At 40.7% G+C, this 13,833-nt stretch carries 10 protein-coding genes; 7 read left to right on the top strand and 3 right to left on the bottom strand.

All coding sequences use genetic code 11. From position 1 onward, the window contains the following. The first annotated feature begins 80 nt into the window (after positions 1–80). The 4 genes from KO529_RS17290 (at position 81) to KO529_RS17275 (ending at position 5,881) form a co-directional block, all read left to right on the top strand. On the top strand, positions 81–1,541 hold the full coding sequence (locus KO529_RS17290) for a DUF1501 domain-containing protein (RefSeq protein WP_215949123.1): 1,461 nt from the start codon (positions 81–83) through the stop codon (positions 1,539–1,541). 3 nt (positions 1,542–1,544) lie between these two features. Beyond that, positions 1,545–2,981 carry a c-type cytochrome domain-containing protein gene (locus KO529_RS17285; RefSeq protein ID WP_215949122.1) on the top strand — a complete coding sequence of 479 codons (1,437 nt, stop codon included), beginning with the start codon at positions 1,545–1,547 and terminating at the stop codon, positions 2,979–2,981. Between the two features lie 125 nt (positions 2,982–3,106). Further along, a complete protein-coding gene (locus KO529_RS17280) occupies positions 3,107–4,021 on the top strand; it encodes an FAD:protein FMN transferase (protein WP_215949121.1) in 915 nt (304 codons plus the stop codon). Positions 4,022–4,696: 675 nt separating this feature from the next. Continuing rightward, on the top strand, positions 4,697–5,881 hold the full coding sequence (locus KO529_RS17275) for a M20 metallopeptidase family protein (RefSeq protein ID WP_215949120.1): 1,185 nt from the start codon (positions 4,697–4,699) through the stop codon (positions 5,879–5,881). Positions 5,882–5,889: 8 nt separating this feature from the next. Here KO529_RS17275 and KO529_RS17270 read toward each other — a convergent pair whose 3' ends face one another. Genes KO529_RS17270 through KO529_RS17260 form a run of 3 tightly spaced genes read right to left on the bottom strand, consistent with a single transcriptional unit; the run spans position 5,890 to position 9,906 of the window. Beyond that, entirely contained in the window at positions 5,890–7,134 is a 1,245-nt protein-coding gene (locus tag KO529_RS17270) for a cation:proton antiporter (protein ID WP_111624979.1), read from the bottom strand. 59 nt (positions 7,135–7,193) lie between these two features. Next, a complete protein-coding gene (locus KO529_RS17265; protein WP_215949119.1) occupies positions 7,194–8,543 on the bottom strand; it encodes a sensor histidine kinase in 1,350 nt (449 codons plus the stop codon). After that, positions 8,536–9,906, bottom strand: coding sequence for a sigma-54-dependent transcriptional regulator (locus KO529_RS17260; protein WP_215949118.1), 1,371 nt, complete (start codon positions 9,904–9,906; stop codon positions 8,536–8,538). Before KO529_RS17260 ends, KO529_RS17265 begins: the two co-directional genes overlap by 8 nt. 386 nt (positions 9,907–10,292) lie before the next feature. Here KO529_RS17260 and KO529_RS17255 point away from each other — a divergent pair, with 386 nt between their 5' ends. From KO529_RS17255 to KO529_RS17245, 3 genes are all read left to right on the top strand, one after another. Beyond that, complete coding sequence (locus KO529_RS17255) at positions 10,293–11,639, top strand: TolC family protein (protein ID WP_215949117.1); 1,347 nt, start codon at positions 10,293–10,295, stop codon at positions 11,637–11,639. Between the two features lies 1 nt (position 11,640). Beyond that, positions 11,641–12,891 carry an efflux RND transporter periplasmic adaptor subunit gene (locus KO529_RS17250; protein ID WP_215949116.1) on the top strand — a complete coding sequence of 417 codons (1,251 nt, stop codon included), beginning with the start codon at positions 11,641–11,643 and terminating at the stop codon, positions 12,889–12,891. Positions 12,892–12,960: 69 nt separating this feature from the next. Continuing rightward, positions 12,961–13,656, top strand: coding sequence for an ABC transporter ATP-binding protein (locus KO529_RS17245; protein ID WP_111624975.1), 696 nt, complete (start codon positions 12,961–12,963; stop codon positions 13,654–13,656). The last annotated feature ends 177 nt before the right edge of the window (positions 13,657–13,833 follow it).

The following is a 13,833-nucleotide window of genomic DNA, read 5'->3' as shown; positions in this document are numbered from 1 at the left end:
CCGGCAAAAACTGCCGCGCTGATGTTGACGGCACAGGTGATATACAATTTGGACGAAACAATTACCAAAGAATAACGATTATGGAAGAAGACAAAACAAATTCTGAAAATCCCCTCAAGGTAAACCGAAGGCACTTCTTTTCGCAATTAAGTGTAGGAATCGGTTCTTTGGCTTTGGGCTCTTTGTTGATCCCAGACCTTTTTAAGGGTGGCCCCAAACCATTGGCGAGTCAGCCATTGGGAATTCCCCATTTTGCCCCAAAGGCAAAACGGGTAATCTATTTGTTTCAATCCGGGGCTCCATCACAGTTGGAATCCTTTGATTATAAACCTACCCTTACCAAGCGTATGGGAGAAGATTTGCCAGAATCTATAAGGAACGGGCAACGGCTTACCGGTATGACCTCTGGTCAGGATAAATTTCCTTTAATGCCTTCGGCGGCCAAGTTTGCCCAACACGGTAAAAGTGGGGCATGGGTAAGCGAATTTTTCCCTCATATTGCGAAAATTGCGGACGAGATATGTATTGTTAAGAGTATGCACACCGAAGCTATCAACCACGATCCGGCCATTACCTTTTTTCAGACGGGTAGTCAGCAATCAGGTAGGCCAAGTATGGGTTCTTGGATGAGTTATGGCTTGGGAAGTGAAAATCAAAATTTGCCTTCATTTGTAGTGCTTACCTCTAGAGGGAAGGGAAATAGCCAGGGCCTATACTCCAAGCTTTGGTCCAGTGGATTCTTGGATTCCAAGCATCAAGGGGTACTGTTGCGCTCAGGGAAGGATCCAGTGCTGTATTTGAACGATCCGGATGGACTTTCTCGTTCCGATAAGCGCCATTTGTTGGACCATGTATCTTCACTTAATAAAATACATCATGTTGAAACCGGCGACGACGAGATAGAATCAAGGATAGCTCAATATGAAATGGCCTATAGGATGCAAATGTCGGTACCCGATGTCATGGATATTAAAAAAGAACCGGAATCCATTATAAAGTTATATGGGGAAGATTCCCAGGTTCCCGGAACCTATGCGGCCAATTGTCTTCAGGCCCGTAGGCTAGCGGAGAATGGGGTACGCTTTATACAGTTGTACCATCAGGGCTGGGACCAACACGGCAACCTGCCCAATGAAATGGCAGGACAGGCCAAGGATGTGGATCAGGCATCTGCGGCCCTTATCCTGGATCTAAAACAGCGTGGCATGTTGGAGGATACCTTGGTTATTTGGGGTGGAGAGTTTGGAAGGACCAATTATTGTCAAGGTAATTTTGATCCTAAAAATTACGGTAGGGACCATCACCCAAGAGCTTTTAGTATATGGATGGCGGGAGGCGGTATTAAACCGGGTATTACTTATGGGGAAACCGATGAATTTGGGTATAATATTGTGAAAAATCCGGTTCATATCAACGATTTCCATGCCACTATCATGAATAATCTGGGACTGGATCACGAACAATTAATTTATAAATATCAGGGACGTCGGTTTAGGCTTACAGATGTTGCCGGTAATGTTGTAAAAGATATCTTAACATAGTATATGGCTCAAAAAAATAGTACTCCTTGGGTCGATTATGTTATTTTCGGTCTTACTGTATTTCTTGTTTTCTGTTTAATTTTCGAATCTTTTATAGATCTTCCCAGTCTTGTGGCCTGGTTAGGGCGTTGGCATCCTTTGATCCTACATTTTCCCATTGTTTTATTACTAATGGCCGCCGTTATAGGTCTTTTCAATCAGATAGTACCTAAGCTATTGCTTACAATTGCTACACTATCCGCGCTGGTTACCGCTATTACGGGATTCTTTTTGGGAACGGAATCCGTACCAAAGGGCGACCTTCTTTTTTGGCACCAATGGATGGGGGCCGGAGTAGCTATTTTGGCAGTTGTATGGTATTGGTTGAGCACCAATCATTTACAACAAACCTATCTGGTAAAGGGAATACAAGTGGTGTTGATTCTATTGGTGGGACTCACTGGCCATTATGGGGGAATGATTACACATGGGGAGGATTTTTTGGCCTTGCCGCGAAGTAAGAAATTGGAGAAGATTCCCGATGATCCTTTAATTTATGAACATATAGTTTATAGGGTACTGGATAATAATTGCATTGGTTGCCATAATCCGAACAAGAAAAAGGGAGAGCTACTGATGACCAGTATAAGCGAGCTTATTAAAGGAGGGGAAAGTGGACCAGCTTTAGTCTCGGGGGATCCAGAGAAAAGCGAACTAATTAGGCGCCTACATTTGCCTGTGGAAGACGAGGAACATATGCCTCCGGATGGCAAGAAACCTTTAACAGATGATGAAATACAAATTTTAGAACGTTGGATAGCCTTGGGCGCTTCGGACACTTTAAAGTTGAGTCATTTGGATAACAGTGAACCTCTGGTAGGAATGGTCAAAAAAATGATGGATTCCGGTACAAAGAATTCATGGGCAAAACTTCCCAAAGTAGCGGACAGCACTTTGCAAAATTTGGCTTCAGATTATGTTACAATTAAAAGGATTGCCAGTAATTCGCAGGCTTTGAGTATATCTGTATACCTGCCACCAGAATACGATTCGAAGAATATTACGGATTTAAAGAGGATTGCCAATAATATTGTTGAATTGGATTTGAGCGGAATCCCTCTTGGCGAAAAAGAAATGGAACTAGTGGCAATGTGCAAAAATTTGGAGTGGTTGGAAGTGGACCGAACCCCCATCACGGATGCCGAGTTTGCAAAAATAACCGGGCTTGAAAATTTAAGGGTATTAAAGGCATATGAAACAGGCATTAGCGATGAAAGTGTTGCCATTCTAAAGGATTTCAAAGGCCTTAAAAGTCTTTATGTTTGGGATACGCAAATGTCCGATCAAGGGCTTTCCGAGCTAAGGGAAGCCATGCCCAATTTACATTTGGACTACGGAATTGATCCAGAGCTTAAAATGGAATTTATAGAGAAGGACACCATTGTGGATAGTATACAGTAAATTCGTAAGTAGATTATTAATTACTTAGGATGTGTATGACTTGTCGTATTCCAATTGTCATTTTACTTATTACCTTTCATTCGTTATCAATGGCCCAAGCCAGGTATGAGTATACCCACCAACAAATGGGTACGCAAATTGGTCTGGTTTTTTATGACCACAATGAAGATATGGCCAGGGCAGATTCCATTGCCCAATTGGTTTTCGCTAGAATAGATGAACTTAATAGCACTTTAAGTAATTACCTTCCTAATAGTGAAATTAATAAGCTTAGCAGTGGTTCAAATATAAACGTTGCAGTTAGCAATGACCTTTTTAGATTATTGCAAATTTCAGGGGACTATGCTGCAAAGACCAATGGTGCTTTCGATATTACCCTAGGTCCGCTTATTGAACTATGGAAAAAGGCTAGGAAAAATCGACAAATACCTTCAATGGCTGAAATAAAGCCCGCACAACAAAGAACCGGTTATGGCAATCTGGAATTCCCCATGTTGAATACGGTAAGGTTAAAACAAGAAGGAATGCAATTGGATGTTGGCGGGATAGGAAAGGGGTTTGCTGCGGATGAGGCCATTAGCCTGCTGAAGAGTAATGGAATAAATGCGGCTTTGGTAGATATGGGGGGAGATGTCACGGTAAGCAATGCCCCGCCCAATAAGGAGTTTTGGGTTTTAGGATTTAGCTATTATGGCAAAAACGGAAAAGAAGTTTTCCGGAAAATAAAGTTGAAAAATCAGGCTGTGGCCACTTCTGGGGATTTATACCAGTATGCCGTGATCGATGGGAAGCGGTACTCGCATATCATCAATCCTAAAAATGGCATGGCGTTGAGCAATAATATACAAGTAACGACTATTGCCCCCAATGGTACTATGGCAGATGCTTATGCTTCGGCATTAAGTGTCCTGGGTATAGGGGAAGGCAGTAAAATTGTTCAGGAAACAATGAATTTGGAGGTGTTTATGGTGGAGGATGTACCTGGGTCATACCAGCAGTGGAATAGTTCTGGATTTTTAAATTATATAGTTGAGGATTGAAATAAGATTACAAATAATTACGGGCTCCTTCCCCTAGCAGGGGAAGGTGGACCAATCCACGGATGTGTGGATTGGGACGGAAGGGGTGATTTAGGAAAGATAAATTTGTGCTAGGAGCTGGATCCCTTCCGACTTTAGTCCCTAAAAAAGGTCCAAAAGCCACCTTCCCTTGCCAAGGGAAGGAGCAAAATGAGAATTATATTTGGGAAATACATGAGAATTATCAGGATTGAAAAGAAATAGAGGGTTCCTTCCCCTGTTAGGGGAAGGTGGACCAATCCACGACCGAGTGGATTGGGACGGAAGGGGTGATTTAGGAAAGATAAATTTGTGCTAGGAGCTGGATCCCTTCCGACTTTTGTCCCTGAAAAAGGTCCAAAAGCCACCTTCCCTTGCCAAGGGAAGGAGCAAATGTTATTGCTATATTTAGGAAATACATGAGAATTACAGGATTGAAAAGAAATAGAGGGTTCCTTCCCCTGTTAGGGGAAGGTGGACCAATCCACGGATGAGTGGATTGGGACGGAAGGGGTGATTTAGGAAAGATAAATTTATGCTAGGAGCTGGATCCCTTCCGACTTTTGTCCCTAAAAAGGGTCCAAAAGCCACCTTCCCTTGCCAAGGGAAGGAGCAAAAGTTATATTTTGGTTTAATACTAGTTATACAGGAAGTTAAATGAATACAATCAACAAAATAAAACAACTGGCAAAAACTTATTCCTCAGAGTTTGTAGGTGTCAGGAGGTATCTGCACCAGCACCCGGAACTGTCTTTTAAGGAACATAAGACCTGCGCCTATATACGGCAGCAACTTATTGCTATTGGAATCGACACTATTGAATCTGTAGCAGAAACTGGATTATTAGCTACTATTCAGGGAACCGATAAAGGCAAAACCATTCTGTTGAGGGCGGATATGGATGCTCTGCCCATTCATGAAGAAAATACAGTGGAATACGCTTCCCAAAATAAAGGGGTTATGCATGCCTGTGGACATGATGTGCATATGACTTCCCTTTTGTTGACCGCTAAAATATTATTTGAGCTTAGAAATGAATTTTCAGGAACTGTAAAATTATTATTTCAACCAGGTGAGGAACTAATGCCCGGCGGGGCTACACTTGTAATGAAAGAGGCCACCTATAAATCCATAGGCCCCATACCCCATTTGGGTCAACATGTAATGCCAAATCTTCCTGCCGGGAAAGTAGGTTTTAGATCTGGATTATTTATGGCCAGTATGGATGAGATTTATATTACCATCATTGGAAAGGGCGGTCATGCAGCAGTACCGGAAGAATGCATAGATCCAATTCTCATTGCTTCGCATGTTATTGTGGCGGCCCAGCAAGTGGTGAGCAGAATGGCATCGCCCAAAACTCCCAGCGTACTATCCTTTGGGCGTATTATTGGGGATGGAGCCAATAACGTTATTCCGGATAAGGTAACTATTGAGGGTACTTTTAGGACTTATGATGAAGTCTGGAGGACGGAAGCTATAGAAAAACTAACCAAACTGATAAAGTCCATTGCCGAGGGAATGGGAGCGGACTGTATAGTGGATATTCCAAGGGGATATCCCCATCTTAAAAATGACGTAGTCCTGACCAATTCCATGAAACAGGGTGCCATATCGTACCTTGGAGAAGATAAGGTGGTTGACCTGGATTTATGGATGGCTGCCGAAGATTTTGCTTACTACACCCAAAAAAATCAGGCCTGTTTTTACTTATTGGGAGTTGGGAATATAGAAAAGGGAATTAGCTCCGGCTTGCATACCCCAACCTTCAACATAGATGAATCGGCTTTGGAAACAGGAGGAGGATTAATGGCCTGGTTGGCTTTGGAGTCTCTCGCTTAGAAGATATATTAGTTTGGAAGGGATAACCTTTTTACCAGTTTTTCTACCGTTAAACCCTGCACTAGGATAGAAAAGACGACAACCACATAGGTAATGACCAAGAAAAGATCCCGATGCATATCGGCAGTAAGTCCCAATGCCAAGGCAATGGAAATACCACCTCTTAATCCGCCCCAGGTCATGATGATATTGGTGTTGGGGACAAAATCCAGCTTTTTCTTAAAGAAGTTGATGGGCAATAATAGGGATAGGTATCTGCAAGCCAATACCACTGGAATGGCAATTAGACCAGCAACAAAATAATTGAGTTCAATGGTAAGGACCAAAATTTCCATCCCTATAAGAACAAACAATATGGTATTTAAAAGAATGTCCAACAATTCCCAAAATTTATCCACATAAGTCTCTGTGGTCTCGGACATTGCTGCGTTTCTTACTTTGTCGTTACCTACAATGAGTCCAGCAGTTACCATGGCCAAAGGTGCCGAAAGATGTAGTTGATGTGCAATGACAGTTCCCGTCATTACTGCGGCCAAGGTGATAATAACTTCTATATCGTAGTCATCTATAGATTTCATGAGTCTAAAGGTGATCCATCCTAATAGCAGGCCCAAAACAAGTCCCCCAATTACTTCTTGACCAAACAATTTTAGAATTTCGCTCGCACCGGTTTCGCTACTTCCAAAGGAAGCAATCTGAAAAATGGTTAAGAAAACAACTACGCCAACCCCATCGTTGAACAGGGATTCCCCTACAATTTTGGTTTCCAATTTTTTAGGTACCCCTGCCTTTTTTAAGATGCCAAGAACAGCAATGGGATCGGTCGGGGATATAAGGGCCCCAAAAAGTAGGCAATACACATAGTCTATAGGTAAACCAACGACCTGTAAAATATAGTACATGGCCGTTCCTACCAAGAATGTGGAAACCAATACCCCTAGGGTGGCAAAGGCAAAGACTGGCCATCGCTGTACTTTTAGCTGTTCAAAATTGGTGTGCAATGCTCCGGCAAATAAGAGAAAGCTCAACATTACATCCATTAATACGGTTCTAAAATCAATATGGGTTATGATATATTTTTCAGCATTTAACAGAGTGTCATCAAACCCACTTATGGCAAAAACGACTAGTGTAAATACAATGGTAATCAGCATTAGCCCAATAGAATTGGGCAACTTTAAAAACCGAACATTGATATATCCAAAAACGGCAGAAAGAAAAATCAATACAGAGGCAATAGTGAAATAGTCCATAGGAAGGTGGGTTTGTTACAAAAATAGGGGTTGTGAATTGTTTAATAGTACCGGTGGACTTAAAATAACAGTGTAAAGGTGGTATTCCTGTCGGGTATTGAGTTCACTTTTAAATTGCCGCCGTGCATCCGTAATATTTGTTTTGAAAGACTTAGTCCTACCCCTGTTCCCGTATTTTTGGTAGTGAAAAAAGGCACAAAGATTTTGTTGATCAATTCATGGGGTATCCCTGGGCCATTATCCTCCACTTCAATATATTTTTCTCCTGCATTGTTTAGTCCTGCAATTAATTTAATAGTACTGTTCTCTTGATTTGAGAGTGACTGTAACGCATTCTTGCACAAATTGATCAATACTTGGGTAATTTGTTTTTCATCAATAAAAAGCTCCAAGTCTTGGGTCCGTATTTGCAATTCGATGGAAGTATTTGAAAACCCCTGGTTCTGTCCTACGAGTAACTTTACCTTTTCCAATAAATTTTGCGCCAATACAATTTTTTTATCCGGTACAGGAACGTTTAAGAGGCTTCTGTAAGATTCTACAAAACTCAATAAATTGGAGCCTTGATCCTTAATCACTTCCAACCCCTTGATAGTATTGTCCAAGCGTTTTTGGTATTCAATGCCATTCTCAAGATTTATATCCCCCTTTTCGTAATATTTTAAAATGGAATCGGAAATGGATGTTATCGGGGTAATGGAATTCATGATCTCATGCGTCAAGACCCTAATTAATTTGGTCCAGGATTCGGTTTCCTTTTCGTCCAATTCCTGATGGATATCCTGGATGACCACCAATAATAATTCTTGTCCATCCAAATTGAAGGATGAGGATTTTATCGCCAAATCAATTTTTTCACGTTCATTGGTCAATTGAAACATGCGACGTTCAAAAGGCTTCAATTCACTAAAGACACGATAGAGATTTTCATCAATTTGGGATAGTTGTTTAATATGGTTAAGTGGCGTATAATTTAGCATATGCTCCAATCTGGGATTGGCAAAAAGGATATGTCCTTTGTTGTTGATCGCTAAAATGCCAATATCGGCTTGTTTTAAGATCTCTTGATAAAATCGTTCTTGGGTCTGATTTTTTAAATGAATTTTTTGAATCATTTCATTTAGCATATTCAAGCTATGATTAAGCTCTTCAAGAGATTTAAGTGTCAATTTTTCGGGAAATCTAAGGGTGAAATCCTCATTCTTTATAGCATCGAAGAAATAGGCTATTTTTCTGTTGGTCTCATTTACATATTTTATTAAATAAGAGGCCTGAAGTACCAGTGCAATTAAGGTTAGAACACTAAAAACATAGTTTTCCCGGACCAATAGAAAGGCGAGCATTAAGGATGTGGCGGTAATAAAGACTACTCGGCCTATGGTTTGGAAATAGAAGTTTTTACTAACCATTGGTATCCTGTTTTTTAATTTTATTGTAGAGCGTTTGCCGGGATATCCCCAATTGTGCCGCCGCTGCACTATAGTTGCCATCATGGCTTTGCAAGGCGTTTGCAATCATAATTTGTTCCATTTCCTCCAAGGTTTTAGGTCCTGTGGGCATTAGTTGGGATGGTTTCGCATTCAATATAAAATCGGTAGGTTTCAGAATATTTCCTTCACAAAGGATTACCGCCCTTTCCAAAGTGTGCTGTAGTTCCCTCACATTTCCTGGCCATGAGTATTGCATCAATTTTTCTTCAGCAATATCGTTTATTCGGAGTCCATGTTTTGCATACTTGGCGCTATATTTTTTCAGATAAAAATCAGCGAGGATCAAAATGTCATCCCCCCTGTCCCGTAGTGCTGGAACCTGAATATGTATGGTATTTATTCGATATAAAAGATCCTCTCTAAAGAGACCATCGGTTACCATTTGTTCCAGATTGCCATTGGTGGCACAGACCAATCTAATATCTACCGGAATGGGCTTGTTGGATCCCACGCGTACTATGACCTTATTCTGAATGGCGGATAGTAGTTTAGCCTGCATTTGTAGGGAAAGGTTGCCTATCTCATCCAAAAACAAGGTGCCTCCATTGGCCGCTTCAAATTTTCCGGTCCTGTCCTCCTTGGCATCCGTAAACGATCCTTTAAGGTGGCCAAATAGCTCACTTTCGAATAGATTTTCTGATATAGAACCCATATCGACCGGGATGAAAACTTCATTTTGTCTAGGAGACATTCGGTGCAGTTGTCGGGAAATTAGTTCTTTGCCAGTACCGTTTTCACCGGTAATCAAAACATTCACATCGGTCCTGGCCACTTTATTGGTAAGGTTCAAAACGGCGGTGAGTGCCTTCGAATTCCCAATAATATAATTTTTGTCCTGATTAATTACCTGCTTTAAATTACTTTCCTTTTGTTTTAATTTACTGATTTCTTTCTGGGATTTGCGAAGCATATAAGCCGCTTTTACGGTTGCCAAGAACTTATCGTTGTTCCAAGGTTTGAGAATAAAATCGGATGCTCCCTCTTTAAGCGCCTGTACCGCTAGTTCTACCGCCCCATAGGCGGTCATCATGATAACTGCGGTAAGAGGTGCCTTTTTCTTAATTTCCTTTAACCAAAATAACCCTTCATTTCCCGTATTTACTCCAGCAGAAAAATTCATATCCAATAGGACTACGTCAATCGAGCTTAAGTCGGGAAAGGAAGACAATTGATTGGGATTGGAAAGGGTAGTGATGCTGGTATACTCAAATTGCAACAGAATTTCCAAGGCACTCAAAACACTTTTGTTGTCGTCTATAACTAATATTTTTCCCTCGACCATAATATTGTTAATAAGGTAATTTTTCTTTTGTTCATCAGCTTTTATAAACTCCTCTTTTTTTACTTAAAAAAAAGTGGGGCGGATCTAGATTTGTTGCTCGTGCTGAAGTTTAACGAAGAATCCACTTCACTTCCTTTTATGATCCCAGCAGACAATTAATCCCTATATCAAAACTACAATATGTCTTTATAACTACATAAATAGTGTCCAAATATTGGACAATTGTTGTATAACTATTTTACAATAGAATAGATTGTATTTGCTAAATATACGGTAACTTATTGTTAATCAACAATGTAGATATTTGGCATGGACTTGGAATAGGGTACTTTGCCGATTCTTGTTATAGTGGTCGGATTGGTGATTTTTTTAACCTTGTTTGTAATATGAATTTTATAGAAGGAAAATTACTTCTTTTGTTTTTGTTTATCAGTGTTATCTCCACTGGTCAGGAGAAGTGGACCTTGGAGAATTGCATTTCCTATGCCTTGGAACATAATCTTACGCTGCTAGACTATCAATATCTGGAAGATTCTGGTAAAGAGAATTATAACCAGGCAATAAGGGACATGCTTCCAAGGGTTAATGGTTTTGGCGATTATAATATTAGATATGGTAGATCTACAGATCCAAATACCAATGATATAATTGATACGGAATTTTTTTCCAATGGCTATTCCTTGAACGCTTCCATTGATCTTTTTCGAGGTTTCCAAAAGGTCCACACTATTAAAGCAAGAAAGCTTTTATTTAAGGCTTCACAGGAAACGTCGCAACAGCAGCGATTTTTATTGGCCCTTAGGATTATGACGGCCTATCATGACATTCAGTTTTATGAGGGTCTTCTGGCAATTTCAAAGGAGCAATTGACCATCTCTGAAGACAATTTTAAACTGGCCAATAAACAAATTGAAATAGGGTTGAAGGCCAAGGCCGATCTCTATGAAGCAGAATCCGTATTGTATACAGATCAATTGAACGTTACCCAGAATGAAAATTTACTTCAGGCCGCAAAGCTTACCCTGATACAGGAAATGAATTTGGAAAATGCCCATACCCTGCAAATAAACCCTATTGTACCCAATACATTGGCCGATAACAAGCTGTCAACAGATAGTATTTACGGCTTAGCAAAGGATTTCGTTCCCCTACTCAAGGCTCAAAGGTATAGAACAGAGGCTGTTAAAAAGCAATTGAGTGTTGCCAGGGGAGAGCTCTACCCATCACTTTCTTTTGCTACTGGCTATGGCACCGGATATTATGAAACCACTAGGGACACCTTGGGCGTTACAATTCCATTTAAAAATCAAATTCAGGACAATGCCTCCAGATATGTGGGATTTTCACTTAATGTTCCCATTTTTAATGCCTGGTCTACGCGTTCTGCCATCAAGCAACAGAAAATTGCTTTGAAAAGGGAAGAAAATAATCTGGAAATACAGGAGCAGGAAATTTTTAAGGCCATACAACAACTTGTTCAAGAGAATAAGGCTTTAAATGTTGAGCTCATTCAGAGTGAAAAGCAAATTATGGCCCAAGAACAGGCTTTTGGAGTGGCACAAAAAAAATATGAAAAGGGCTTGTTTACGATAATGGAACTTAATCTTGCAAAATCCATGTACGCCACTTCACAAAATAAAAATCTACAGGTAAAACTACTGCTTCAAATTAACCGGAATACATTGGCTTTTTACCAAGGCTTACCTGTTTTTAACATTAATAGCACCAATTGAAATGGATATACAATTAGAAAAGAAGAAAGGATTAAGGCCAAAACACTACGGGTATATTGCCCTTGGGGTCTTGCTGCTATTTGTGGGCTGGAAAATGATAATGGGTAATACCGGCCATACTTTTAGAACTGAAAAGGATAAATTGTCCATAGCAGAGGTAGTACAGGGAAAATTTGATGATTATATCACCATCAACGGTACGGTGGCCCCTATTGCAACCATATACATGGATGCCTACGAAGGGGGGCGTGTGACCGAAAAACTGATAGAGGAAGGGGCTATGGTACAAAAAGGGGATATCATCCTAAAACTGGAGAATATTGGCCTGTATGAGCAAATATTGAACAGTGAAAGCAATTTGGCACTAAAGCAGAACGACCTAAGGTCTACCAAAATAACATTCGATTCCAGGCAGGTGGAGGGTAGAAAATCTTTGGCCAACGCACAGTACGAGCTAACAAAATTGAAACGAAATTTTGAACAGAACCAGGCCTTATATGATGACGAATTAATTTCGAAGGAGGAGTATTTAACTTCAAAAGAGAATTTTGAGCTTTCCCAAAAGCAACATGACATAGTTAAACTACAGACCGAACATGACGATGAAATGCGAAGCACCTCCTTGGCGGGATTGGATACGGACCTGGAACGTATGCGCAAGACACTTACTATGGTTTACGAACGTCTGGATCATTTAAATGTACGGGCACCGGCAGATGGGCAATTGGGTTTTTTGGATGCAGAAATAGGACAAAGTATTGGTCAAGGCGAGCGTATAGGTCAGATTAATGTCCTTACAGATTATAAGATCGAGGCGGATATAGACGAACATTATATAGACCGTGTGAAACGTGATTTAAATGCAACTTTTGAGCGGAATGGAACTGAACATTCCCTGCGGTTGAGAAAGGTATATCCTGAAGTTCGAAATGGCAAGTTCAAGATAGATTTGGTCTTTACAGGTGAAAAACCACAAAACATCCGTGCAGGACAAAGTTATAATATAAAATTACAGTTGGGCGAGTCCAGTGATGCACTCTTACTGCCCAAGGGAAGCTTTTTCCAAAGTACAGGCGGACAGTGGATCTTTGTGGTTAACCCAGATGGTAATCGGGCATTAAAGCGGAATATAAGAATAGGAAAGCAAAACTCCAGATATTATGAAGTGTTGGAAGGATTGGAGAATGGTGAAAAAGTAATTACCTCCAACTATGATAGTTTTGGAGAGGCCGATAATATAGTGTTGAAATAAATTGAAGTAACAAATGTCCAAAACTGGCACTAATACAACAGAGGGTGTCCTTAAATAAATCTATTACTAATGATAAAGATCCAAAATTTAAAAAAGAGTTTCAGAACCGAGGAGGTAGAGACTTTGGCATTGAACAATGTGAACATCAAGGTTCAGGAGGGCGAGTTTGTGGCCATAATGGGACCCTCTGGTTGTGGTAAATCTACCTTGTTGAACATTATTGGTATGTTGGACAATCCTACTTCAGGGAGTTATCAATTTGCTGGCCATGAAGTGGGACATTTAAAGGAAAGCCAACGTACCCAACTGCGAAAAGGCAATTTGGGCTTTGTCTTCCAGAGTTTTAATTTGATAGATGAACTTACTGTTTATGAAAATGTGGAATTGCCGTTGATCTATCTTAAGATGAACAAAAATGAGCGTAAACAAAAGGTAATGGCGGTATTGGAACGAATGAAGATAGCACATCGTGAAAAGCATTTTCCACAACAACTTTCCGGAGGGCAGCAACAACGTGTGGCTATTTCAAGGGCTGTGGTTACCAATCCAAAATTAATTTTGGCGGATGAGCCTACGGGGAATTTGGATTCCAAAAATGGGATCGAAGTGATGAACCTATTAACAGAGTTGAATCAGGAAGGAACCACCATTGTTATGGTTACCCACTCGGACCGGGATTCGCACTATGCACATAGAGTGGTAAACCTATTTGATGGTCAGATTGCCACCGAAAGCCATAATAGGGCAATGGGAGCAATGCGTTAGGGAGACCTGCCAGGTGTAGTCCGCCTTTTGCGGACCTCCTTGTAGGTCTTGCCTAGGATTTGAAAGTGGAACCAATAAGGTTCGGGGATCCGCATGGTAATGAAAACCTATAGGGTTTTGGAGACCTTGCAGGTTCATGAAGGGAGGAGTGTTTGTAGTCCGCCTTTTTGCGGACCT

The sequence above is a fragment of the Arenibacter algicola genome, from assembly GCF_018860365.1.
Classification (GTDB): Bacteria; Bacteroidota; Bacteroidia; order Flavobacteriales; family Flavobacteriaceae; genus Arenibacter; species Arenibacter algicola_B.
The sequence above is the reverse complement of the archived record's forward strand: the minus strand, read 5'-3'. Positions and strand labels throughout refer to the sequence as shown.

What these genes read in the sequence shown, in the direction of transcription:
- KO529_RS17265 (WP_215949119.1), bottom strand. Translation starts at nt 8,543, where the DNA reads ATGGTTAGTAAAAACTTCTATTTCCAAACCATAGGCCGAGTAGTCTTT.
- KO529_RS17275 (WP_215949120.1), top strand. Translation starts at nt 4,697, where the DNA reads ATGAATACAATCAACAAAATAAAACAACTGGCAAAAACTTATTCCTCA.
- KO529_RS17270 (WP_111624979.1), bottom strand. Translation starts at nt 7,134, where the DNA reads ATGGACTATTTCACTATTGCCTCTGTATTGATTTTTCTTTCTGCCGTT.
- KO529_RS17285 (WP_215949122.1), top strand. Translation starts at nt 1,545, where the DNA reads ATGGCTCAAAAAAATAGTACTCCTTGGGTCGATTATGTTATTTTCGGT.
- KO529_RS17255 (WP_215949117.1), top strand. Translation starts at nt 10,293, where the DNA reads ATGAATTTTATAGAAGGAAAATTACTTCTTTTGTTTTTGTTTATCAGT.
- KO529_RS17245 (WP_111624975.1), top strand. Translation starts at nt 12,961, where the DNA reads ATGATAAAGATCCAAAATTTAAAAAAGAGTTTCAGAACCGAGGAGGTA.
- KO529_RS17250 (WP_215949116.1), top strand. Translation starts at nt 11,641, where the DNA reads ATGGATATACAATTAGAAAAGAAGAAAGGATTAAGGCCAAAACACTAC.
- KO529_RS17290 (WP_215949123.1), top strand. Translation starts at nt 81, where the DNA reads ATGGAAGAAGACAAAACAAATTCTGAAAATCCCCTCAAGGTAAACCGA.
- KO529_RS17280 (WP_215949121.1), top strand. Translation starts at nt 3,107, where the DNA reads ATGGGTACGCAAATTGGTCTGGTTTTTTATGACCACAATGAAGATATG.
- KO529_RS17260 (WP_215949118.1), bottom strand. Translation starts at nt 9,906, where the DNA reads ATGGTCGAGGGAAAAATATTAGTTATAGACGACAACAAAAGTGTTTTG.